The sequence below is a fragment of the Lysobacter arenosi genome (assembly GCF_016613475.2).
GTDB lineage: Bacteria > Pseudomonadota > Gammaproteobacteria > Xanthomonadales > Xanthomonadaceae > Lysobacter_J > Lysobacter_J arenosi.
Window position 1 is genome coordinate 2,029,607 of the sequence record NZ_CP071517.1, and the last position, 20,589, is coordinate 2,050,195.

Annotated in this window: 23 protein-coding genes and 1 tRNA gene; 9 read left to right on the forward strand and 15 right to left on the reverse strand. The window is 64.8% G+C overall.

The features are described from left to right. Nucleotides 1–10 precede the first annotated feature (10 nt). The 3 genes from HIV01_RS09470 to HIV01_RS09475 are packed head-to-tail and all read left to right on the forward strand — an operon-like array spanning nucleotide 11 to nucleotide 1,883. The gene (locus HIV01_RS09470; protein ID WP_207526910.1) at nucleotides 11–481 is read left to right on the forward strand and encodes a TetR/AcrR family transcriptional regulator; all 471 of its coding nucleotides are present in this window, start codon (nucleotides 11–13) and stop codon (nucleotides 479–481) included. Then, nucleotides 372–632 carry a TetR family transcriptional regulator C-terminal domain-containing protein gene (locus HIV01_RS18355; protein ID WP_425600274.1) on the forward strand — a complete coding sequence of 87 codons (261 nt, stop codon included), beginning with the start codon at nucleotides 372–374 and terminating at the stop codon, nucleotides 630–632. The genes HIV01_RS09470 and HIV01_RS18355 overlap by 110 nt, the downstream gene beginning before the upstream one ends. 51 nt (nucleotides 633–683) lie before the next feature. Beyond that, complete coding sequence (locus HIV01_RS09475) at nucleotides 684–1,883, forward strand: alpha/beta fold hydrolase (RefSeq protein ID WP_207526911.1); 1,200 nt, start codon at nucleotides 684–686, stop codon at nucleotides 1,881–1,883. Nucleotides 1,884–1,894: 11 nt separating this feature from the next. Here the strand turns inward: HIV01_RS09475 and HIV01_RS09480 are convergent, their stop codons facing one another. The 5 genes from HIV01_RS09480 to HIV01_RS09500 all read right to left on the reverse strand — a co-directional run bounded on the left by HIV01_RS09480 (nucleotide 1,895) and on the right by HIV01_RS09500 (nucleotide 9,264). Further along, entirely contained in the window at nucleotides 1,895–2,188 is a 294-nt protein-coding gene (locus tag HIV01_RS09480; protein WP_200606667.1) for a DUF1330 domain-containing protein, read from the reverse strand. Between the two features lie 86 nt (nucleotides 2,189–2,274). Beyond that, on the reverse strand, nucleotides 2,275–2,985 hold the full coding sequence (locus HIV01_RS09485) for an SDR family NAD(P)-dependent oxidoreductase (protein WP_200606668.1): 711 nt from the start codon (nucleotides 2,983–2,985) through the stop codon (nucleotides 2,275–2,277). A gap of 147 nt (nucleotides 2,986–3,132) precedes the next feature. Further along, nucleotides 3,133–4,044: a LysR family transcriptional regulator gene (locus tag HIV01_RS09490; RefSeq protein ID WP_200606670.1), complete on the reverse strand. Its 912-nt coding sequence runs from the start codon at nucleotides 4,042–4,044 to the stop codon at nucleotides 3,133–3,135. Between the two features lie 135 nt (nucleotides 4,045–4,179). Further along, the gene (locus tag HIV01_RS09495; protein ID WP_200606672.1) at nucleotides 4,180–6,051 is read right to left on the reverse strand and encodes a S8 family peptidase; all 1,872 of its coding nucleotides are present in this window, start codon (nucleotides 6,049–6,051) and stop codon (nucleotides 4,180–4,182) included. Between the two features lie 90 nt (nucleotides 6,052–6,141). Continuing rightward, nucleotides 6,142–9,264 carry an ESPR-type extended signal peptide-containing protein gene (locus tag HIV01_RS09500; RefSeq protein WP_207526912.1) on the reverse strand — a complete coding sequence of 1,041 codons (3,123 nt, stop codon included), beginning with the start codon at nucleotides 9,262–9,264 and terminating at the stop codon, nucleotides 6,142–6,144. A 255-nt stretch (nucleotides 9,265–9,519) separates the two neighbouring features. Here HIV01_RS09500 and HIV01_RS09505 point away from each other — a divergent pair, with 255 nt between their 5' ends. After that, complete coding sequence (locus tag HIV01_RS09505; RefSeq protein ID WP_200606676.1) at nucleotides 9,520–10,881, forward strand: sensor histidine kinase; 1,362 nt, start codon at nucleotides 9,520–9,522, stop codon at nucleotides 10,879–10,881. Here HIV01_RS09505 and HIV01_RS09510 read toward each other — a convergent pair. Beyond that, a complete protein-coding gene (locus tag HIV01_RS09510) occupies nucleotides 10,871–11,575 on the reverse strand; it encodes a response regulator transcription factor (RefSeq protein ID WP_200606678.1) in 705 nt (234 codons plus the stop codon). The two genes, HIV01_RS09505 and HIV01_RS09510, sit on opposite strands and share 11 nt — an antisense overlap. A 233-nt stretch (nucleotides 11,576–11,808) precedes the next feature. On the opposite strand from HIV01_RS09510, the gene HIV01_RS09515 reads away from it, so the two are divergent. From HIV01_RS09515 to HIV01_RS09525, 3 genes are read left to right on the forward strand one after another with little or no spacing between them, the layout of a single operon-like run. Then, nucleotides 11,809–12,588: a DUF3011 domain-containing protein gene (locus tag HIV01_RS09515; protein WP_245156765.1), complete on the forward strand. Its 780-nt coding sequence runs from the start codon at nucleotides 11,809–11,811 to the stop codon at nucleotides 12,586–12,588. A 28-nt stretch (nucleotides 12,589–12,616) separates the two neighbouring features. Continuing rightward, nucleotides 12,617–13,024: a g-type lysozyme inhibitor gene (locus tag HIV01_RS09520; protein ID WP_200606680.1), complete on the forward strand. Its 408-nt coding sequence runs from the start codon at nucleotides 12,617–12,619 to the stop codon at nucleotides 13,022–13,024. Between the two features lie 8 nt (nucleotides 13,025–13,032). Further along, complete coding sequence (locus HIV01_RS09525; protein WP_200606682.1) at nucleotides 13,033–13,419, forward strand: hypothetical protein; 387 nt, start codon at nucleotides 13,033–13,035, stop codon at nucleotides 13,417–13,419. A gap of 59 nt (nucleotides 13,420–13,478) precedes the next feature. Here the strand turns inward: HIV01_RS09525 and HIV01_RS09530 are convergent, their stop codons facing one another. The 3 genes from HIV01_RS09530 to HIV01_RS09540 all read right to left on the reverse strand — a co-directional run bounded on the left by HIV01_RS09530 (nucleotide 13,479) and on the right by HIV01_RS09540 (nucleotide 15,001). Then, nucleotides 13,479–14,027 carry a hypothetical protein gene (locus HIV01_RS09530; protein ID WP_200606684.1) on the reverse strand — a complete coding sequence of 183 codons (549 nt, stop codon included), beginning with the start codon at nucleotides 14,025–14,027 and terminating at the stop codon, nucleotides 13,479–13,481. A gap of 31 nt (nucleotides 14,028–14,058) precedes the next feature. Then, nucleotides 14,059–14,478 (reverse strand): hypothetical protein, encoded by a 420-nt coding sequence (locus HIV01_RS09535; protein WP_200606685.1) that lies wholly within the window; start codon nucleotides 14,476–14,478, stop codon nucleotides 14,059–14,061. Between the two features lie 157 nt (nucleotides 14,479–14,635). After that, nucleotides 14,636–15,001: a DUF2185 domain-containing protein gene (locus tag HIV01_RS09540; protein ID WP_200606687.1), complete on the reverse strand. Its 366-nt coding sequence runs from the start codon at nucleotides 14,999–15,001 to the stop codon at nucleotides 14,636–14,638. A gap of 188 nt (nucleotides 15,002–15,189) precedes the next feature. Here HIV01_RS09540 and HIV01_RS09545 point away from each other — a divergent pair, with 188 nt between their 5' ends. Together HIV01_RS09545 and HIV01_RS09550 are read left to right on the forward strand one after the other, a co-directional pair. Next, on the forward strand, nucleotides 15,190–15,435 hold the full coding sequence (locus tag HIV01_RS09545) for a hypothetical protein (RefSeq protein WP_200606689.1): 246 nt from the start codon (nucleotides 15,190–15,192) through the stop codon (nucleotides 15,433–15,435). A 9-nt stretch (nucleotides 15,436–15,444) separates the two neighbouring features. Beyond that, on the forward strand, nucleotides 15,445–16,713 hold the full coding sequence (locus HIV01_RS09550) for a DUF1254 domain-containing protein (RefSeq protein WP_200606691.1): 1,269 nt from the start codon (nucleotides 15,445–15,447) through the stop codon (nucleotides 16,711–16,713). Nucleotides 16,714–16,902: 189 nt separating this feature from the next. On the opposite strand, the gene HIV01_RS09555 is transcribed toward HIV01_RS09550, so the two are convergent. The 6 genes from HIV01_RS09555 to ybgF all read right to left on the reverse strand — a co-directional run bounded on the left by HIV01_RS09555 (nucleotide 16,903) and on the right by ybgF (nucleotide 20,586). Next, nucleotides 16,903–17,349 (reverse strand): hypothetical protein, encoded by a 447-nt coding sequence (locus HIV01_RS09555; RefSeq protein ID WP_200606693.1) that lies wholly within the window; start codon nucleotides 17,347–17,349, stop codon nucleotides 16,903–16,905. 139 nt (nucleotides 17,350–17,488) lie between these two features. Next, nucleotides 17,489–18,037 carry a hypothetical protein gene (locus HIV01_RS09560; protein ID WP_200606695.1) on the reverse strand — a complete coding sequence of 183 codons (549 nt, stop codon included), beginning with the start codon at nucleotides 18,035–18,037 and terminating at the stop codon, nucleotides 17,489–17,491. Nucleotides 18,038–18,106: 69 nt separating this feature from the next. Beyond that, a tRNA-Lys gene (locus HIV01_RS09565) sits at nucleotides 18,107–18,182 on the reverse strand. A 114-nt stretch (nucleotides 18,183–18,296) separates the two neighbouring features. Next, nucleotides 18,297–18,995, reverse strand: a complete 699-nt coding sequence (queC, locus tag HIV01_RS09570; protein WP_200606697.1) for a 7-cyano-7-deazaguanine synthase QueC — start codon at nucleotides 18,993–18,995, stop codon at nucleotides 18,297–18,299. A 49-nt stretch (nucleotides 18,996–19,044) separates the two neighbouring features. Further along, on the reverse strand, nucleotides 19,045–19,722 hold the full coding sequence (gene queE, locus HIV01_RS09575; RefSeq protein ID WP_200606699.1) for a 7-carboxy-7-deazaguanine synthase QueE: 678 nt from the start codon (nucleotides 19,720–19,722) through the stop codon (nucleotides 19,045–19,047). A gap of 51 nt (nucleotides 19,723–19,773) precedes the next feature. Continuing rightward, entirely contained in the window at nucleotides 19,774–20,586 is an 813-nt protein-coding gene (gene ybgF / locus HIV01_RS09580; RefSeq protein ID WP_200606701.1) for a tol-pal system protein YbgF, read from the reverse strand. Between the last annotated feature and the right edge of the window lie 3 nt (nucleotides 20,587–20,589).

Below are 20,589 nucleotides of genomic sequence, written 5' to 3' on the forward strand. Positions count from 1 at the left end.
CTGGCTGGGGTTGACAGCCAATACCGATCGGTATATTTTCGCCGCCATGAACAAGGCGCAAAGAACCCGCAACCTGATCGTCGAGAAGACCGCCCCGGTCTTCAACGTGAAGGGTTATGCCGGCACCTCCCTGGCCGACATGGAAGCGGCCACCGGGCTGACCAAGGGCAGCATCTACGGCAACTTCGCCAACAAGGAAGAAGTGGCCCTGGCCGCCTTCGAACACAACTGGGCGCAGGCGCAGGCGGCGGTTCGCGCGCACATGGAAAAGCACGCGTCCAACAAGGACCGGCTGCTGGCCATTGCCGGTGCCTACACCAGGCTGCCCAGCGGCTTTCCCGAGGGCGGCTGCCCCCCTGCTCAATACCGCCATCGAAGCCGACGACACCCACCCTGCCCTCAGGGAGAAAGCCAAGACGGCTTTCCTGGGCTGGAAGAAGCATCTGGTCGCAGTCATCGAGGCAGGCATCGCCGACGGTGAATTCCGCAAGGACATCGATGCGGAGCAGACCGCGGTAACGCTGATCGCCACGATCGAAGGTTCCATCATGCTGTCCCGCCTGACCGGCAACAGCAAGTACAGCAAGCTCGTCATGTCGGCGGTGGAACGCTCGATCGTCGCTCTCACCTGATTTTTTTTGACCACGAATATACCGTTCGGTATCTAAACCCAGGATCACACCATGAACACCCACCTCAAACGCAAGATCGCCTTTGCCCTTTCGATGGGCGTAGTCACCACGGGCATCATTTCCTTCGCCCTTCTCGCTCTCAATCTCGGCTTCACCGAGAACTTCGCCGCGACGTGGCTGCGCTCATGGGGCATTGGCTACCTGATCGTCATTCCGGCGATCCTGCTGGTCGGCCCGCGCCTGCAGGCGCAGGTCGATCGGCTGATCCCCGTAGCCACTACCGAGGCAACAGACGTGTTCAAGCCGTCCTTGAAGAACCTGATCGGGAGCGTTCTCATGACCAGCACCCTGATTGCGTCCGGCTGTGCCCATGACCCCGGCACGCCGGAGCGGAAAGCCGACATCGGAGCCGTCGAGATCGACGGGGGCATGACGTTGCGCAACCTGGTCGTGCACAACGCGGCAGCGAAGGGAACCGTGCTCCTGTTGCACGGCTTCCCGGAGACCGTGTACGCCTGGAAGGAAATCGCCATCGACCTGGGCGACGACTACGAAGTGCATGCCTTCGACTGGCCGGGCTACGGACTTTCCTCCCGTCCGGCGGCCGACAGGTTCTCCTATGCCCCCGCGGACTATGCACAAGTCCTCAAGCAGTACATCGACAAGGCGGGCATCGACCGTTCGAACCTGACGATCTACGCCACCGACATCGGCGCGCTGCCGGCGCTGTTGCTGGCCCTTGAACAGCCTGACATCGCGCGGACGATCATCGTCGGCGACTTCGCGCCGTTCGACAGGCCCCAGTACATGTACGAGAGCCTGCAGAACCTCAAGGGCGGCCCGGCGGCGGAGCCGACCCGGGCGTACATGAACGACCATCGCGACGAAATCCTGGCCAATACCTTCCACCGGGGCCTCCCCGACGACGCGCGGTACGGGATCTCGCCGGAGTTCCGCGACGACATGGCGCGCGGATGGAACCAGGGCGACATGACGTCGGTGGATGCTTTCGCCCACTACTACTCCCACTTCACCCGGGACCAGCACTACTTCGAGTCGAATCTTGCCCGCCTCAGGACGCCGGTGAAGGTGGTCTGGGGCGAGAAGGACCTCTACATCAACCAGGCCATGGCCACGGAGTTCAGCGCGAAGGCCAATGTCGAACTCACCGTGCTGCCCGGCATCGGCCACTACCCGCACCTGCAGGACCGCAAGCGGACCGTCGAGGAGATCCGCGCGTCGTTCCGCTGAGGCTCAGTGCGTTAACCGGCGCCCTCGACGATGCGCACATCGCGCTCCGCGGCGCCAACCAGATGGGTGAGTGAGGCCTGGTAGTCGGCGCTTTCGTAGGCCGATACCGCCAACTGCAGGCTGTCGAACTCGACCAGCACCAGCCGGGACGACAAGCCTTCTTCGTACGCCCTGGCCGGGACGCCTGCCGCCAGGATGCGCCCTCCATGGGCAAGGATCGCGTCGGTGCCGGGTGCGATATAGCGCTCCACCGCGGCGGCATCGGTGATCGATTTCCACGCGATGATCCAGTAACCCTTGTTCATCGAATACCTCCTGGGCGGCCTCGTGGCCGCCACATGCTGTGAACATCCGGCGGCCGATCGCCGGCCGCCAGACGCGAGACTTTGCTTCAGTGACCGGCGCTCTGGCCACCGTCGACGTGCAGGATCTCACCGGTCACGAACGTGGCCGCATCGAGATAGAGCACCGCCTGCACGACATCGCCGATGTCGCCCATGCGACCGACCGGGTGCAGCGCCGACAGCCACTCGTGGGTTTCGGCCGCATGCATCGGGGTCTTGATCACGCCAGGCGAAACCGCGTTGACGCGGACGCCACGCTTGGCGTACTCGATGGCAAGCGACCTGGTGGCCGCGTTGAGGCCGCCCTTGGTCAGCGAGGCGAGCACCGACGGCACGCCGTCGATGGCGTGGTCGACCAGGCTGGTGGTGATGGTGACCACGTGGCCCGAACCCTGCTTCTCCATCTCGGCGACGGCGAGCTGGGTGATGTTGAAGAAGCCGCCGACGTTGACCGCGATGGCGTTGGCGTAGTCGTCCTGCGTGTACTGCGTGAACGGCTTGGCGTTGAAGATGCCGGCGTTGTTGACCAGCGTGTCGATGCGACCGAACTTGGCCAGGCCTTCGCGGACGATCCGCTCGGCGACTTCGCGCTCGGCGATGTCGCCGGCCACCGTCAGGATATCGGGATCGTTCGACGGCTTGATGTTGCGCGAGTTGGCGACGACGCGATAACCGCGGTCGCGGAACGCCTGGACCACACCGGCACCGATGCCTTGCGACGCGCCGGTGACGATAACGACTTTGCTTGAACTGCTCATGGTGTCTGTACTCTTGGATGTGAGGGAGGATCGGAGCCGGAAAGTGCTTGGCCGCCGACGAACCTCAATCTAGGAGCACGGGTGCTGTTTGCGAATCGCCGCCCTCCGGCAGACACTCTTGCACTGCGCGGAAGAATCGCCGCGGCGCTATGCGGTCAGCCGGGCGAAGCTCGCCCGCAGCCGCGGCAGGGCGAAGTCGACGAATGCCCGCACCTTCGGCACGGCCAAACGTCCATAGGGCGAGACCAGGTGGACAGGCAACGGCGCCGGCTCCGAGTCCTCCAGGAGGATCTGCAGGTCGCCCTGCTCGATCTCCGTCGCCACGTGATACGACAGCAAGCGGACGACGCCGTGGCCTTCCACCGCCGATGCGATGGCGGCACGCACGTTGTTGACCACCAGTCGCGGCGTGAATGAAACCGAACGGGCAATCGATGATCCTTCCGGTGGCGGAAAGCTCCAGGCATCCAGCCCCATGTGCGCCATCGCAATGATCGAATGCTTTGCAAGGTCCGCCGGCTCGGCGATGCGCGGATGCGTCGACAGATAACGCGGTGAGGCGACCACGACACGACGCGCCTCGCCGACGCGCTGGGCAACCAGCGTGGAGTCGGCCAGGTGCGAGATGCGCAATGCCAGGTCCATGCCTTCGTCGATCAGATTTACCGGCCGCTCCAGCAGGTGCATCCGAACGCTGACCGTAGGGTACTCGTCGATGAACGCATCGACGATCGGGCGAAGAATTTCCGCGCCGACGAAGACGGTCGAAGTGATCGTCAGCGTCCCTCGCGGAACCGAGCGTTCGCCGGCCGCCTGCCGGTCGGCCTCTTCCAGATCGGCAAGCACCTTGCGGCATGCGGTGGCGTAGCGCTCGCCTGCTTCGCTGAGCTTGATCGACCGCGTCGTCCGGTGCAGCAGCGGCACGCCCACATGCGCCTCCAGCGAGGCGACGGCGCGGCTCACCGCTGCAGGCGAGCGGCCCGTCCTGCGACTGGCACCGGCCAGGCTGCCTTCGTCCAGTGCGGCAATGAAGATCTTCATTGCTTCGATGCGATCCATGTGCGCGAGCGCTCGATGGGAGCCTGTGGCATCGTACCGCGCCGGGCGGTCTGGACGTGCGCTGACGCTGATCGTCGACTGCCTCGTCATGTGCTCGCGGGAAGCGCGTCCTTGCGCTTCACGGGATTTCCAGCGTCAGTAGGTCGCCACTACCGAAACGTTGCCAAAGGCCTTCTCGCCCACGACGCGCAGGTAGTAGGTGCCGGGCAGCGGGCTGGTGAAGGTGATGGTTTCGCTGTTGCCAAGCTTCCTGGACACCTTGTCGTAGAACACGATCGTCGGCTGATCCTGGTAGGCCGCATACAGGGCCACATCGCCGGTGCCGCCATAGGTGCGCAGGCTCAGTGCACTGGTTCCCGCCGGGACGTCGATGGCGTACATCTTTGACCCTCCGGCAGCGCCCGATTGACCCGTGAGGACCTGGCGGTTCACCAGCGCTTGCGAGGGCTCGATGGTGACCGGCACCTTGGACGCGGCCACGGCGGCCGCCGCATCGGCGATGCCGGCGCCGACCGGCGTGGCGCTCGGCGGCACGACTGTGAACGGACGCGCCGTGCGGCGCAGCACCGTGCGCACCTGATCAGGCGTCAGCGGCGAGTTGCCCGCGGCGACGGCCGCCGACTGCATCAGCGCGACGATGCCGGCCACATGCGGGCTGGCCATCGAGGTACCAATCATGCCGACGTAGGCGTCGCCTTCCGGGCTGGGCAGCGGTTCGTGCGTGCCGCGGTTTCCGAGCGACCAGATCCATGCATTGTCCGGCGACGAGACGGACGTGGCATTGCCGCCTGGCGCGCTGATGGCCACGGCGCCGCCATAGTTGGAGAACCAGGCCTTGCCACCGTCGATCCCGCTCGCGCCGACGGTGATCACATGCTTGCAGCTGGCAGGACTGAAGAACGACGCATCGGCGGTGTCATTGCCCGCCGCCACCACCACCGTGACGCCGCGGCTGACGGCGCTGTCGATGGCCGCCTGCGTCATCGGATCCTGGCTGCACAGTCCCTGGCCGCCCAGGCTCATGTTGATCACTTCGGCGGGGGTCGGGTTGTCAGGCACGCCGTCCACATGGCCACCGGACGCCCAGACGATGGCGTCGGCGATGTCCGACGTGTAGCCACCGCCGCGACCGAGCACCCGCACCGGCTGTACCTTGGCGTTGTACGCAACGCCGGCCACGCCAAGGTTGTTGTTGGTCACCGCGGCCACGGTGCCCGCCACGTGGGTGCCGTGGAAGGAGCTTCGGTCTGCATCCGATTGCCAGTCGCCAGCATCATGCGCGTCCGCATCGCGGCCATCACCGTCGTTGGCGACTTCCACGTCGTCGATGAAGTCGTAGCCCGGCACGATGTTGGCGTTGAGGTCGGCGTGGTCGAGGTAGCCGGTATCGAGGACCGCGACGATCACGCCTTCGCCTGCCGTGCTGTCCCACGCTGCCGGCGCGTGAATGCCGGCGGTGGGATGGGTGAAGTCCCACTGCAGGCGGCTGAAGTGCGTATCGTTCGGCACCACGTCGAGTCGCTGCTTGATGTAGTCCGGCTGGACGAACTCGACGTTCGGATCGGCGCGAAGCGCGGCCATGAAGGATTCCGCCTGCGGCCTGTCCAGGGCTCGCGACATGCGGACCAGGCCGGCGCCAATCGCGGTGCGCCTCATGTGCTGCAGCGTCCCGATGCCGCGACTCTGGCCGGGCAGACCGGCGCGAACCGCGGTTGCGTTGAGGCTGCTGATCATCGAGCTGGCATTTCGCGCCTGCGCGCTGCCGTTACGGTACTTGACGATGAACCGATCAAAGGCGGGCTGTGCCGCCGACTTGGCCGGGATCGCGCCGTACTGTCGCGCGGGCGTTCCCGCCGTGACGGACGCGTTCAAGGCCGTGGCGCCGGTGGCCACGACGGCCGGTGCGGCCATGGAGCCGCCTTCGGCTGCGTACGCAGCGACGATACCGGCAATGGCGGCGGCGATGGTGCTGACGCCGAGGCTTCGCTTGAGGGTCTTGTTGTTCATTTCCTGTCCTGCGCAAGATGATTCGATTGCATGGAGGCGATCGAACGAACCGACCTGGCATTGGTGCCAGGCCGGCCGTTCCGCCAGGTCTTAGAGGTCGATACCGAAGCCGACACCGGCCGAGCTGTCGTCGCTGCTGAAGGCGCCGCCGATGCTCATCGAGGCACGCTCACCGATGGCCTTGGAGTAGCCGACCGACAGCGCGCTTTCACCGTTCTGCCAGCCGGCGCCGACCGCGACGCGGCCGCGCGGGCTGCGCGAGTTGGCGGCATTGATCGCCATGTTCATCATCGCGCTGCTCATCGCGCCCTGGCGGTCGATGCGCTCGTCCTGCTTTTTCAGGCGGTAGCCGAGGTCGTTGCGCAGGTCGTCGAAGCTGTCGTTCCACGACTGCAGCTTGCTGTCGGTGTAGGCATTGGCACGGGTCAACGTCTGCGTCGCGGTTGTGTCGGTGTAGGCATTGGCTGAGGCCAGCGTGGCGGCATCCCCGGCCTGCACCTGCTGCACGTTTGCGGCGTCAGTGGCGGCCGTGCCGGCGGCGACATTGGTCACGCGACGCTGCTGCGTGGCATTGCCGACCGACACGGTGTTGGCCTGGTCGGCAACCGAGCCCTCGCCCAACGCGACCGAATCGCTGGCGCTGGCGTGGCTGTCGGCGCCGACAGCAACGGCGTTCTCGGCGCTGGCATCGACGATGGCGTTGTTACCCAGCGCAGTGCCATTGGCGGCACCCACGTTGGCGCCATTGCCGATGGCGGTGTCGTTGGCGTCGGCGGCATTGGAGCCGGTGCCGATGGCCAGGCCGTTGCCAGCCCCGTTCGGCGCGCCGCCGGCGGGCGGTGCCGGGTTCACGACAGCCGATTCCAGCGAGGTCACGCGATTGTTCAGACCGGCGAACGCCGCGTCGATGGCGTTGAAGGTCGCGCCAACGTTGCCGTAGCTGCCGCCCATGAAGGAGAAGCTCGGCGCAGTGATGCCTTGGGTGCTCACGGCCGCGCCGCCACCCAGTGCGGTCGCCACCGTATCCAGCTGCGCACCAACGATGCCGCCGACATTGACGACGATGGCATCCAGCTGGCCCTTGTTGACCGCGTCGGTCGATTCCACGCCGTCGGCGACGTTGATGATCTGGCGTTCGGCGCCCGCGCTGCCGATCGAGACCACGCTCGCACGACCCGCATAGGAGCCATGGCCGATCGCGACGCTGTCGTCAGCGTCCGCGCTGGCATGAGTGCCGAGCGCCGTCGAGTTCAGACCGTTGGCCGTCGCGCCCGCACCGAAGGCACTGCTGTTGTGGCCGATGGCGGACGTGGTGAGGATGTCGCCACTGGTCTCGTCGTACAGCGCACCACCAACCGCGGTGGACGAGTCGCCCTCGGCAAGCGTGCCGTAACCGCTGGCCAGACTGTAGGCGCCTATGGCATTGGCGCCCGCACCGATCGCCGCCGCGCCGTCACCTGCGGCAAAGCTGCCGCTGCCGACCGCCACGCTGTACTGCCCGTCGGCCCAGGTGTTGGCACCCAATGCGCTGCTCTGCGCGCCATGCGCGACAGCGTTGGTGCCCGTAGCGGTGGCCGAATCGCCTTCGGCGAGGCTGCCTGCGCCGACCGCGGTAGCGAATGCCGTCAAGGCACGCGCCTGTCCACCCAACGCGGTGGCACCCTCTCCGTCCGCACCCGACAGGCCACCCAAGGCAACGGCGTTGTTGCCGTTGGCAAAAGTGGCCTCGCCGATCGCAGGCATGCCATCGGCATTCGCGTCGGTCCATTCGGAACCACCGATCGCGATCGCGCCTTCACCCGCGGCCGCAGCGTTGTAGCCACTGGCGACGGCGTAGTTGCCATTGGCCAGCACATTCTTGCCGATACCAATGGTGCCGTTGCCCAGCGCGAGCGACGTCGAGCCGATGACGATCCCGTAATCACCCAGGCCGGCGCCGGAGTTCATGCCGATCGCGACGGTCTCCTGGCCGACCGCCAGGGTCTGGCCGCCAATGGCGATCGCAGCATCGCCGCCGGCGGCTGCCTGGCCACCGATCGCGACCGACATCTGCCCTGCCGCCGTGCTCATCGCGCCGAGCGCGGTGGCACCATCGTTGTTGGCAACAGACGATGCGCCGACTGCGGTGCTGGCGAATCCGCCCGCCTCTGCCGTTTGACCGGCCGCCAGGCTGGCGTGACCTGCCGCCATCGCGCCCTGCCCGAGCGCACTGCTGCCGATGCCCAGCGCAAACGACTCCATGCCCACCGCGGTGGAGGCGTTGGACGACGCAACGCTGAACGCGCCAATCGCCATCGCGGCATTGCCCTCGGCCCAAGACCAGTTGCCGATGGCGATGGCATTGTTGGGCGCGAAGGCCATCTGCATTTCGTCGCTGTACCACGTCGCCGTGGTCGCGTTGGCACCGAGCGCGATCGAGTTGGCACCGGTTGCCATCGAGTTTGTACCCACTGCGATGGCGTTGTCCGGTATCGACACGGTGTCGTAGTCGTAGACAGTGCCCTCGCCATCGTCGTAATGGACGGTGGTCACCGTCGCAATGGTGCTCGCACCTGCGCCGACCGCGATGGCGCCCTTGCCCTGCGTCAAGGCGTCGCTGCCGACCGCGATCGCACGGTCAGGCGTCGCCACGTAAGCGTTGCCGTCTGCGTCTTCGTAGACCCAACCCTCGTTGCGGGCATTGGCACCCAGCGCCATCGAGCCTTCGCCCTGCGTCACCGCGGAGGCGCCCACCGCGACCGCGCCGTCGGAGGTGCTCTGCGTGGTGTTGCCCCAGCTGTCGGTGAATGAGAAGCCCTGGTTGGCGGCACCGGCGCCCACCGCGATGGAGCCCACGCCCACGGCAGCGGCATCGTCGCTGCCATCGGCGTTGCCGTCGGCCTGGAAGTAGCCGCCGCCGGCTACGCTCGACGGGGTTGCCAGGGCCTGGGGCCCGGCGGCGTTGGCCTGCTCGAACAGGGCGCAGTCGACCGCAGCGGACTTGCCGTCCGCCGCACGGACCATGCAGTTGTCCCCGTCACGTTCCAGGGTCAGTTGTAGCGACGGTGATTGCGCCGAAGCCGGCAGTGCGCATCCAAGCGCGACCATGCCGATGCCCGCTGCCTGCAGCAACCGCTGCGCCCCACCCTTCTTCCCCTGCGCTGCCGCCAGTTCCGAGGTGACGACCCATGCCTGCTTTGCATGGTTCCACACCCGGCGATAAATCCTGTTCATCAATTCCGACCCCGTACGTTCTCATGGACAAAGCGATGCCCAGCAGCCGGCGACCGGAAAGGCCGCGCCGCGTCATCGCGCTCGATGTGTTTCCGCGCCACTCCAGGGCGCATCCCCATCACGGAGTGACACATCCGTGACGAAGTCGAACGTACGGACTGGCGCGCCCGGGCGCACCCTCACAAGGCTCATCGAGATCTCACGCAAATCTCATCCCGGCTACGATGTGGCCTCACCGCGCCCCTGGAGTGGCCCGTGTTCACGAGATTCCGCCACTGGCTGACGTCCGCCCCGATCGCCGATGCGGTCGACCGCCGCAACGCGCCGGTCATGCAGTTGCTGCTGTTGGCGTACGCGGTGCTGCAGCCTGCAGCCTGGGTCTGGCAGGTGCTGCAGCAGCCGCAGTACCAGGCCTACATCATGGGATTCGTGGGGCGGCTGGCGGTTGAAACGGCGTTCGCATGGATCAGCATCTGGTTGATCCGGCGCGGTCGTTTCAGGCTGGCCATCGTCCTGTTCCTCGCACCGCAACTGATTCTGCTGGCGACGGACATGGCACGTCTTGGCACGCGCCAGAACGTGTCGCTTTACGACGCAACCGCGACGATGTTGCCGCTCGTGATTGCAGGCCTGGTGCTGGGACGCCGCGCATTGTGGTCGGTGCTTGGCATGCTCGCCGTCGCATTCGCGCTGGGATTCTGGGCCGACCACAAGGCCGGCGTGACCAGTGACCGGTTGAAGGCGGTTATTCCCAGCATTTGCATCAGCTACCTGCTGATCACCGCGATCCTCGATCGCACGATCAATGCCCTGCGCGAAAGCCTGGCGGAGTCCAACGAACGTGGCGAACGCCTGCAGCACGAGATGGCCGAGCGCGAGCGAACGCAATCGCAACTGATCCACGCACAGAAGATGGAAGCAAGCGGACGCCTGGCCAACGGCGTCGCGCACGACTTCAACAATCTTCTGGCGCTGATGCGAGGCTACGCATCGCAACGCCACGAAGCCCTGGAAGATGCCGACACCTCGCGCCGGAGCGCATCGCTCGCATTGGCGCTGGAGCGGGTCGAATCGGTGGCCGATCGCGGCAGTGACCTGGTTCGCAAGTTGCTCAGCTTCAGCCGCAGCGACGTGCTGAACGTTCGCGTCTTCGACGCCGGCGAAGCCTTGAAGGATCTGGATCCACTGCTGCGCCAGCTGTTCCCGGCATCGATCGTGCTGACCACGTCCGTGAGCGAGCCATTGCCGGTGTACCTGGACCGCAGCGAGTTTGATCTGATGATCCTCAACATCGCCGCCAATGCACGCGATGCCATGCCGCAGGGCGGCCGATTCACCGTCGATGCAGCACCGGCCGATGGAATGGTGGAAATCACACTGTCAGATACCGGCCAGGGCATGACCAGCGAGGTGGCGGCGCGGATCTTCGAGCCGTTCTTCACCACGCGACTGGGCGCAGGCGGCACGGGTCTTGGCCTGTCGGTCGTGCATGACCTGGTCAAGGTACTGGGCGGCGAGATCCTGGTGTCCAGCCAGCCTGGGCAGGGGACGTCTTTCTCCATCCGCTTGCCCCACGCCAACGCCGCAACGTCGCCGACGCTTGCGTCTATTCCTTGAACACGTAGCCCTCGCCGTGCACCAGCGACAGCGGCAAGGGTGCTCCGCAATGCTCGGCTTTCCTGCGCACGCGATGGATCAGGGCGTCCAGCCTGTGAGGGTCGAACTCGAACACGTTGGTGGTGAGCGCCTCGATCAGATGTTCGCGGCGCACCAGCCGTCCTGGCGATTCGAGCAGGCGCGCGACGAGGCGGCGCTCGGTCTTGGTGAGCGGGATCGCGGCACCCTTGGGTGAGACCAGGCACCAGCCATCGGAATCCATGTGCCACCGGTCGGCAGGCGGCGGGGTCGCCACGTGGTCCGGAGTCTTCAGGCGCCGCACGAGACTGCGCAGGGTCGCCGCCAGAAGGTCGACCTCGACCGGCTTCGGCAGATAGGCGTCGGCACCCAGCGCCAACCCAAGCACCCGATCGGGCGTTGCTCCGCGCCCCGTCAGCATCACGATCCCGATTTCCGGATGCGACACGCGCACTTCCCGCGCCACCTCGAAACCGTCACCGTCCGGAAGGCCTACATCGAGGATCAGGATGTCCGGGGACTCCTGCCGCAGCGCCTCCTGCAGCCCGGAGATGGATGCGACGCCGCGGGCGTCGAAACCGTAGTTCGCCAGCGCAGGAAGCAGGACGTGCTCGCGCAACGCTTCATCGTCCTCCAGAAGCAGGACTCGCCACGAACGACCGGATCTCGAATCCATCTGGGGCTTGTCTCCGCGGGATCGCGCCAGAACGCATTCTAATCACGCTGCCGGACGAGCGCGGGGTCCGCTGCACTTGACGGGATCATGACGGCAACGCAAGTAGCGTCGACCGGCCGATCCCCGCCCATGGCAAGGCGTTCAGTTTCACCCTGGGGAGCCGAGTGCCCCATGGACACGCAGGGCGACTTGAGAAGCACCCGTCATTACACGGCGCAGTCTGGAGGTGGTCCATGGCGTTGCCTTCCCCATTGATTGGAAAGATCGCGGTGCTTGCCGCCGCAGTCGCAGTTGCAGTTGCAGTGCCGCCCATCGCGCTCGCGCAGGCTCCCGCCAACCAGTTGGCCGACCTGAACTACCAGGACATCGGCTGGAGCCGCAGCGAACTGCTCAAGCGCGGCTACGTGCAACGCTCCCAGGACGGCTCGGGCTACGAGTACTGGTGGAACAACAGCCAGAACCAATGCGTGGTGATCCGTTCGGAAGGCGGCAAGGTGATGTCGGCGACGAATACCGGGCCGATCGACTGTGGTCAGCAGGCTTCCAGCGGCGGCAACAGCAGCAGCAACGCAGCCGCCGCCATTGCCGTTGGCGCGATAGCGATTCTTGGCGTCGCCGCCCTCGAGCACAAATCACACCATCACGATGACGCACAGCACGACAACAGCAGCGGCAGCGAGGCCGATTTCGAGCGTGGTTACCGCGACGGCCTATACAACCAGCCCTACAACGCACAACGCGCATCGACCGATTACGGCAACGGATACTCCTCCGGCCAGAAGGATCGCGTCCAGCGGACCAGCTATCGCGGACAGTCGTCCGGTGGCGCCAGCGAAGTAACCTGCGAGTCCACGCACGGCGGGCGCAACGAGTGCGACATGAACACCGCTGGCTCAGTGCGCGTGGTCCGGCAGCTCAGCAAGGCCGCCTGCACCGAAGGTGTGTCATGGGGCCTGTCCCGCCACAGCGTCTGGGTCGACGGTGGCTGTCGCGCCGTGTTCCGCAAGGACTGACTTTCCACCCACTCTCCCGGAATCCAATATGAAACCGCTCACTGCCACTTCCGCCTTCTTCCTGATCGCATTCGCGACCGCTTCGATCGCGCAGGACAAGGTATCGACGGTCCCGGTTGCATTCGCCAAGGGCAGCAGCAGCGCTTCGCTCAAGGGCAACCTCGGCGGGTACGACAGCGTCAATTACACGCTCGGGGCCAAGGGCGGCCAGACGATGACCGTGAAGATTTCCGGAAGCAGCAATGCCAACTTCAATGTCTTCGCTCCGGGCGATCGTCCCGGATCGTCGACCGCATTGGGGAGCGGCAGCGTGGGTTCCAACTGGAGTGGAAAGCTGCCCACATCCGGCACGTACACGATCCAGGTGTACCAGATGCGCGCATCGGCTCGCCGCGGCGAGCAGGTGCCCTTCAACATCGCCTTCCAGATCCATTGACCGGCTGGGTGCGTGGTTTGATCACCGCTACCAGGCTGCTGTTGTGGTCGGCCGTGTACGCCCTGGCCGTGGTCTGGGGCGGCGAATGGCTGTTTGGCCAACTGGCGTCGCGGCCTTTCACGATGGGGACCGAGGTCGAGCCGCGCTGGGTCCGCACCGCGCTGGCGTTCGCGCCCTTCGCCGCATTCGCAATCTGGGTCGCCGTGCGTGGCGCAACGCAGGTCAACAAGGCCTGGATCTGCGGCCTGCTGGCATCGCTGGCGTTTTGGGCCTGGTACTACGTAGACGGCCTGATGAACACCGGAGGCGGTGCCAACATCGGCCTTGGACTGCTCATGATGGTCTCGCCCTTGCCGGTTTTCCTGGTGCTGTGGTTGGTAGCGCGCAGGGCCTAGACCGTTAGCGTCGACAGACGCCGAGGGCGCTCGCCTTGGTTGAGCAACTGCAATCCACCTTAATGCCGGAATACGTAGAGCACGTCCTCCTTCATGTTGCCCAGGACATCGGCGGTGAGCCCGGATGCGCGAACCACTTCCCTGCCTGCAAGTTCAATGCGGCTTTCGATAGATCCGCTATACATGTGAAGCAAGAGGCCCAGATGCGACGTTCTTCCGGAGCCGAGGACCGCACCGATGAAGTCCAGCCAGGAAGCGACTTCCTTCAGATTGGTCGATGCTGAAGATGCGGCTGCCGTGAGAAAGTCGTCCTGCTTCTGCGCAATGGACCGGGCGACCTTTGCCTTGCTCCAGCCCCTCTTTAGCAGACGCTGCTCCAGCACCAGCCAATCCGGAGCGCCTGTGGAACCTTGGGCAAGTGCGCCCAGCGGAGTCCCGCAGTCGCAGTGTCCGACCGTGGTGATGAAGTACTGCTCATCTGGCTCGATCTGAGCCTCGATGCTCGGATTTGACAGTCGTCGAAACTGCCTCCCATGTTTGCGGGCAATCCCATCAAGGTGGTCGTGATCGGCATGCTTGGGTAGCACTGCGGTTACGTAGTGACACATGGCTTAACCGTCAAATAGTGCGTCGTCGATATCAGTCCCACCAGCATCCTACTGGCTCGACGCCGGCCGGGGCGGCGTACGGCTCATAGGGCTGGTCCAGGAAGCCGCTCCACGTTTCATCTGGCTTGAGATCAGATGGGAACCAGGTTGCCACCTCCTCTGGGGAAGCGGAAGTCATGATGTACACCGTGTCCGAGAACGGCCATTCTGGAACGTCAAACGCCGTAATCTGCACGCGAATATCCTTCACGTCCTGGCGTTGTGCAATGGATCGGAACACGGCGTAGAACTGTTCGGGTGTCGGCGACGAGTGCAGGTTGCAACCGATGCTGCCGACCTCAGAGTTGCCGACAAAGAACTCGTCGATGGTAACGAGCGGCCTGGGTGTCTCCGGATCGTCCGGATGGCCAAGGCGGTTGACTCTTTCAGTGATCCGATCGAGAGGTGTCATGCAAGCTCCAACTCCTGAATCAAGCCAAGAATGAATGGTTGGGGACGTTAGCACCGGTGCGGACGCCTAGGTAGCCCCGATGACCGCTACCGTCCACAACCGGAAATTCGCCAACAGTCTCATTGAGCCGACGGAGAGGCGTCAATCGCATAGACCATCAGGAGTCTGCAGGCGTCCAGCCAGAAACTTCCACAAAGCGCTCGGAGGCCAGCGGCTTTTCAAACGAGCTTCCGACTGGCGCATCCAGGAAAGGGATGATGCTAGGGTCGTAGTTCGCGATCGTATTCACTCTGTAGATGGCGAAGTTGTCGGCATTGCTGGCGTACTCGTCATCCTCGAAGCCCGACATGAAACGCCAACCGCTGTCACACCAGCCGCTGTCGGTATCCTGGTCAGGATGCTCTCGGTACATGAATCTCACGGGATAGCCGTCGACTGTGATCTTGTCCGAGGCGTAGCAGCCGCCGTACCCATCAACCAGGCGCTTGATGTCCCCTGCGGGGAGCTTGAAGGTCTTAGTCATGGAGACCAACTAACCAAAGGATCCGCCGCTGCGCAAGGGGGCCGAATTCCGCTTTAGGCCTAGCATCGGACCTGGCCTCTGCCGTGCCCCAATGGCCGCTACCGGCCAGAAGCGGTGATTGGCCTTGACGCATTTTTCACGCCAGCGGCTTACCGTCGGGGCTCCATCTCTATTGAGCCGGGCGACCAATGAAGACGTCTCTGATTGCGTTGGCGATACTCATGGCGGTCTCAACGGGTGCCTGCAATCGTCAGCCGAGCGACATGGATCGCGCATCCGACAAGGAGGCCGATGCCACGCCGGCGGCACCTGCGACGACCTCCGAGGCTCGTCCCGATTCCACCCCGAAGGCTCCGGCTGATGGAGCGGATGCGCTTCTCACCACGCCGGCGACGCCTGAAGTGGTGGCAAAAGGCATGGAGACCGACGGATAACAGCTTGCCGTGTCGGCCTACATCTGGGGATACCCGCTGGTGCGCATGGAGCGCGTTGCCCGTGACTACACGACGGTCCCGAGTCCGAAGCCGGACACCAGCTATCGGGCGCCACTCAATCAGATCGGTTGGGCCACGTCGCTCGCCACGCCTGATGCGCACGACATGCCGACGTCCAACAACGACACGTTTTACATGAGTGCCGTGGTCAAGCTGGACGAACCCTACATCTTGACGGTCCCCGATACGAACGATCGCTACTACGTGGTGAACGTCTTCGACATGTACCAGGAGCTCGAGCACTACATCGGCCGGCGGACCACCGGCACCCAGGCGGGTCGCTATGCCATCGTTCCGCCCGGTTGGAAGGGGGAGCTTCCGGCCGGCGTGAAACGGCTGGATGTGAGCACCGACAAGATCTGGCTGTGGGGACGCCTGCGCATCGCCCAGGGTGAGGCGGTGGAACCGGTACTGGCGTTGCAGAAGCAGTTCGAGCTGGTTCCACTGTCTGCCTTCGGCAAGAGCGGCGCTGCGATCAAGTCCGCCGCGCCTCTCAAACCACTGCCGTCCGTGCAGGGCGATGAGTTCGGCTTCTTCACGGAACTGGGCGCAGCGGTGCAGGACAACCCGATCCGGGAGACGGACAAGGCATTGTTCGGCCAGTTCGCGCGCATCGGCCTGACGGAAAAGGGCTTCGACCCGTCCAAGTTGAATCCGCAGGTTCGTGCTGGCATGGCGCGCGGTCTTGCCGACGCACCTGCCGTGGCAGTGGCGTCGTTGGCCAGTACGGCTTCCAAACGAAATGGCTGGGACTGGGTGACCGGGCTGGACAGCTTTGGCTACAACTATTCCTTGCGCGCCGTCGTGGCGGGCCCCTACCTGGGTGGCAACGGCGAACACGAGGCGATGTACCCGATTCGCTACACCGACGCGAAGGGTGAAGTACTCAACGGCAAGCATCGTTACTCCATTCACTTCGACTCGGCCCCGCCGGTGGGCGCCTTCTGGTCGGTGACGATGTACAACGCTGGCGACAAGATGCTCGTTGCCAACGAGATCAACCGCTACAAAGTAGGAACCGATACCCAGGGGCTGTACAAGGCAGCCGATGGTTCGTTCACCATTCCGATCCAGCACCAGAAGCCATCCGGAGCCGATGCCGCCAATTGGCTACCGGCGCCCGAGGGTGACTTCTATGTGATCCTGCGCATGTACCAGCCCAGCGACGCGGTGTTGTCGGATCAATGGAAACTTCCGCAGTTGAACCGTGTTGATTGACGGTCGGCGCCGTCAGGCACGGCGCCTGGGTGAAATCGTCTTCGTTGGGCGGACAGACTTCGAGTTGGCATGACTGTCCGCTTTGGGTCGAATGCGGGCGTTAACACCGCCCTCAGCGGTGGATCTAGCTGAGCGTCCGCTTGCGGCCAGAAGCGGACACGCCAAGGAATCACAGGACGAGCAGCAACGTCACGGCGAATCCATCTCCCCGGTTTGGCGGCGTTTCCAACTGCCTTCCTCGCGGGACAGTTCGCGCACTGCATTCCGAATGTCTTGCTCGGTTATGCCTTTGACGCGAATCGAGCAGGACTTAATCCGGTGGTATCCGTCCAAGAAGATCATCCCGCTATCACCCGGAAAGATTCCCGACCCACAGTCCGCCCCGCGCACCTCACCGCCCTTGAAGTCCCCTTTGAAGGCTTCGTTGACGACGAACGTTGGGTGGTCCCGTGTCTCGTTCGAATCTGGCATCGGCGGAGCGACGGAGGTCACGGTGCCATAGAAGACGTACGTAGAACCCTGGTACTTGCCGCGCGTCCATTCCAGTGGTCCCGAGGTAACAGCATTGCATGTGCAGTCCTGGGCAACGGATTGCCATGGGAGCGAAAGCAGTAAGCCCGCGATGAGCAATCTCATGCCACCCGTAACCATTGTTGTTGAACGCATTCCGCTAACGTCCGCTTCGGGTCGGAAGCGGACGTTAACACCGGTCCCGGCACCCGGGTAACCCCGGTGTCCGCTTTCGGCCACAAGCGGACGTTCGCCCGCGCGACGATCATAGATCCAGCAGGAACTGACTAATTTCGCGGCGCAGATCCAGGTCGTCCAGCTCTCGGGCGGCCGCATCCGCACGCCACGCGTATGCGCTCGCTGTGTCGGCCTCCTTGAGTTCGGCATGTCTGCGCGCTAATGCCAAGCAAATCGACGCTTTGTAGTCGGCGGCCGCCAGGTTCTCGGCCAACTCAAGAGCCCGAGCGTAATGAACCAATGCCTTGCGATCATCCGCCGTGAAATCCCCAAGCGTTTCCCAAAGGAATGGATGGTCACGACCCTCTGCGGCTACTGCATCGCTGTAAGTGACCAGGGCGTCGTAGAGCTTCCATACGTCGCGCATGTCGCCGGCCAACTGGGCGTTGACCAGCTCAGTCGTCAGATCGAGTACATGCTCGTGGATATCGGTTGGAATCACTGCCAGACCCGTGGCGGCAAAGCGCGAGTTTAACGTCCGATTTGGGTCGAAAGCGGACGTTAGCACCAGCTCATCAGTACCGCTCGACCCCACGACTGCTATCTGCCGCAGGCGGTCATTGTTCAGACGGATCACACAGCAGCCACTCCTCGCGAAACGCGGAGGCAAGCGCGGCACACAGGAGGTCTAAGGCGTTGATGCGATTGGTGGGCCGTGATGGATTCGAACCATCGACCAGCGGATTAAAAGTCCGATGCTCTACCGACTGAGCTAACGGCCCACTTGGAACTTGCTGCGCTCGCGGTGGTTGCGGGCGGCGCGCCCGGCCTTGCGCCGGGGCGAGCATTCTAGCGCACGGCGCCGCTGCGATGCAGTCCGCGGCGGCGTCCGTCGTTCAGACGTAACGTGTCGGGTCGGCCACGCCGGCCGCGATGAAGCCTTCCGCACGCAGGCGGCACGCGTCGCAATGGCCGCAGGCGCGGCCCTGATCATCGGCCTTGTAGCAGGAGACGGTCTCGGCGAAGTCCACGCCCAGGCGCAGGCCCTCGCGGACGATGTCGGCCTTGCTCATGAACTGCAGCGGCGCGTGAACGCGCAAGCCGGCGCCTTCCACGCCCGCCTTGGTGGCGAGGTTGGCCAGGTTCTGGAATGCGGCGATGAACTCGGGGCGACAGTCCGGGTATCCGGAGTAGTCGACCGCATTGACGCCGCAGAAGATGTCGGCCGCGCCAAGCACTTCGGCCCAGCCCAGCGCGACCGACAGCATGATCGTGTTGCGCGCGGGCACGTAGGTCACCGGGATCGCGTCCTTGGCCGCAGCCTGGCCGATCGCGTGGCCATCGTCGTCGGTCGGCACCGAGATCGTTTCATCGGTGAGCGCCGAGCCGCCGATGCTGCGCAGGTCGACATTGACGGTCTTGTGCGCGACCGCGCCGAGCGACTTCGACACGCAGTCGGCGGCATCGAGTTCGGAGGTGTGGCGCTGGCCGTAGCGCACGCTCAGCGCGTGCACGGCGAAGCCCTGCTCGCGCGCGATCGCGATGACCACGGCGGAGTCCATCCCGCCCGATACCAGGACAACAGCGTTCTTCATCTGATTGGCTTCCACTGGGGAGTCACTGCGCAACGAAACCGGACGGCCGTCAGCGGCCCGGCTCGTCGTTCCACAGGATCTTGTGCAACTGCAGCTGGAACCGCACCGGCAGCTTGTCGGCGACGATCCAGTCGGCCAGGTCGCTGGGCTTGATCTGGGTGAAGCTCGGCGAGAACAGTACGTCGCAGACCGCGGTGAGGCCGTGTTCGGCAACCACGCCCTTGGCCCAGTCGTAGTCCTCGCGCGAACAGATCACGAACTTGACCTGGTCGTGCGGTGTGAGCAGCGGCAGGTTCGACCACAGGTTGCGGTGCACCTCCATCGACCCCGGCGTCTTGATGTCGAGGATGCGCGAGACGCGGGTGTCGACCTGGCTGATGTCGATCGCGCCGGACGTCTCGAGCGACACCTCGTAGCCGGCGTCGCACAGCCGCTGCAGCAGACCGATGCAGCGCTTCTGCGAGAGCGGTTCGCCACCGGTGACGCAGACATGGCGGGCGCCGTGGCCGGCGACTTCCTCGAGGATGTCGTCGATCTGGTGCCACTCGCCGCCATGGAAGGCATACGCGGTGTCGCAGTACTGGCAGCGCAGCGGGCAGCCGGTCAGGCGCACGAAGACGGTCGGCCAGCCGATGCTGCGGGCCTCGCCTTGCAGGGACAGGAAAATCTCGGTGATCCGCAGCCGGTCCGGCGACGCTGCGGCCGCTTCGGCGGGGAGTGCGTTCATTGCTGCGATTTTAAAGGATCTTGCCGGGCAGTACCCGACCTTTCACGCCGTTCAGCGCAGGCGGCCGAGCTGGATCGCGTTGAGGCGGTCGCTGGCGGTGCGGGCGGCGTCGGAGCCGGGGTACTTCGCCGAAACCTCGGCCAGCGTGCGCTCGGCGGCTTCGACCTGCTTGAGCCCGAACTGGGACAGGCCGACCTTGAGCATCGCGCCCGGGGCCTTGTCGTGGGTCGGGAAACGGTCCAGCAGGGACTGGAACTGGATCTGCGCCAGTTCGTAATTCTGGGTGACGTAGTAGCTCTCGCCGAGCCAGTACAGCGCGTTCGGCGCGTAGGCGCCCTGCGGGTAGGTCTCGACGAAGGCCTGGAACAGGCGCGAGGACTCGACGTAGTTGCCGCTCTTGAGCGCGCTGAAGGCGGCATCGTAGGCCGCGCGTTCGTCTGCGCCCTGGGCCAGCGCGCCCTTGTCGCCGTAGACCGCCGGTGGGCGGTCCTTGACCGATGCGGACGGCGCCGCGGGCTTGGTCGACTTGGCCGGCGCTGCCGGTGCCGGGGTTCCGGTGGCCGGAGGAGCAACTGCGCCGCTCTCGATCCGGTTGATGCGGCCGTCGAGGTCGAGGTACTGGGCCTTGCCGCTTTCCAGCAGCTGGTTGTTCTGCTGCTGCAGTTCTTCGATCTGCGAACGCAGGGCCTGCACTTCGTTGCGCAGCTGGCTGACCTGGTTGAGCAGGTCGACATTGCCCTGGTTGTTGGCGGCCTGCTGCTCGAGCACGGCCACGCGGTCAGCCAGGCTGGCCCGCTGCGCGACAGCGGGCGCGGCGACCACGAGGGTCGCCGCGAACGCCATGGCAAGTAACGTCTTGCGCATCAT

Bases quoted from the DNA above. Each gene is read 5' to 3' on its own strand.
- HIV01_RS09475 (WP_207526911.1), top strand. From the start codon at position 684: ATGAACACCCACCTCAAACGCAAGATCGCCTTTGCCCTTTCGATGGGC.
- HIV01_RS09480 (WP_200606667.1), bottom strand. From the start codon at position 2,188: ATGAACAAGGGTTACTGGATCATCGCGTGGAAATCGATCACCGATGCC.
- HIV01_RS09485 (WP_200606668.1), bottom strand. From the start codon at position 2,985: ATGAGCAGTTCAAGCAAAGTCGTTATCGTCACCGGCGCGTCGCAAGGC.
- HIV01_RS09490 (WP_200606670.1), bottom strand. From the start codon at position 4,044: ATGGATCGCATCGAAGCAATGAAGATCTTCATTGCCGCACTGGACGAA.
- HIV01_RS09495 (WP_200606672.1), bottom strand. From the start codon at position 6,051: ATGAACAACAAGACCCTCAAGCGAAGCCTCGGCGTCAGCACCATCGCC.
- HIV01_RS09500 (WP_207526912.1), bottom strand. From the start codon at position 9,264: ATGAACAGGATTTATCGCCGGGTGTGGAACCATGCAAAGCAGGCATGG.
- HIV01_RS09510 (WP_200606678.1), bottom strand. From the start codon at position 11,575: ATGGATTCGAGATCCGGTCGTTCGTGGCGAGTCCTGCTTCTGGAGGAC.
- HIV01_RS09515 (WP_245156765.1), top strand. From the start codon at position 11,809: ATGGCGTTGCCTTCCCCATTGATTGGAAAGATCGCGGTGCTTGCCGCC.
- HIV01_RS09520 (WP_200606680.1), top strand. From the start codon at position 12,617: ATGAAACCGCTCACTGCCACTTCCGCCTTCTTCCTGATCGCATTCGCG.
- HIV01_RS09530 (WP_200606684.1), bottom strand. From the start codon at position 14,027: ATGTGTCACTACGTAACCGCAGTGCTACCCAAGCATGCCGATCACGAC.
- HIV01_RS09535 (WP_200606685.1), bottom strand. From the start codon at position 14,478: ATGACACCTCTCGATCGGATCACTGAAAGAGTCAACCGCCTTGGCCAT.
- HIV01_RS09540 (WP_200606687.1), bottom strand. From the start codon at position 15,001: ATGACTAAGACCTTCAAGCTCCCCGCAGGGGACATCAAGCGCCTGGTT.
- HIV01_RS09545 (WP_200606689.1), top strand. From the start codon at position 15,190: ATGAAGACGTCTCTGATTGCGTTGGCGATACTCATGGCGGTCTCAACG.
- HIV01_RS09555 (WP_200606693.1), bottom strand. From the start codon at position 17,349: ATGAGATTGCTCATCGCGGGCTTACTGCTTTCGCTCCCATGGCAATCC.
- queC (WP_200606697.1), bottom strand. From the start codon at position 18,995: ATGAAGAACGCTGTTGTCCTGGTATCGGGCGGGATGGACTCCGCCGTG.
- queE (WP_200606699.1), bottom strand. From the start codon at position 19,722: ATGAACGCACTCCCCGCCGAAGCGGCCGCAGCGTCGCCGGACCGGCTG.
- ybgF (WP_200606701.1), bottom strand. From the start codon at position 20,586: ATGCGCAAGACGTTACTTGCCATGGCGTTCGCGGCGACCCTCGTGGTC.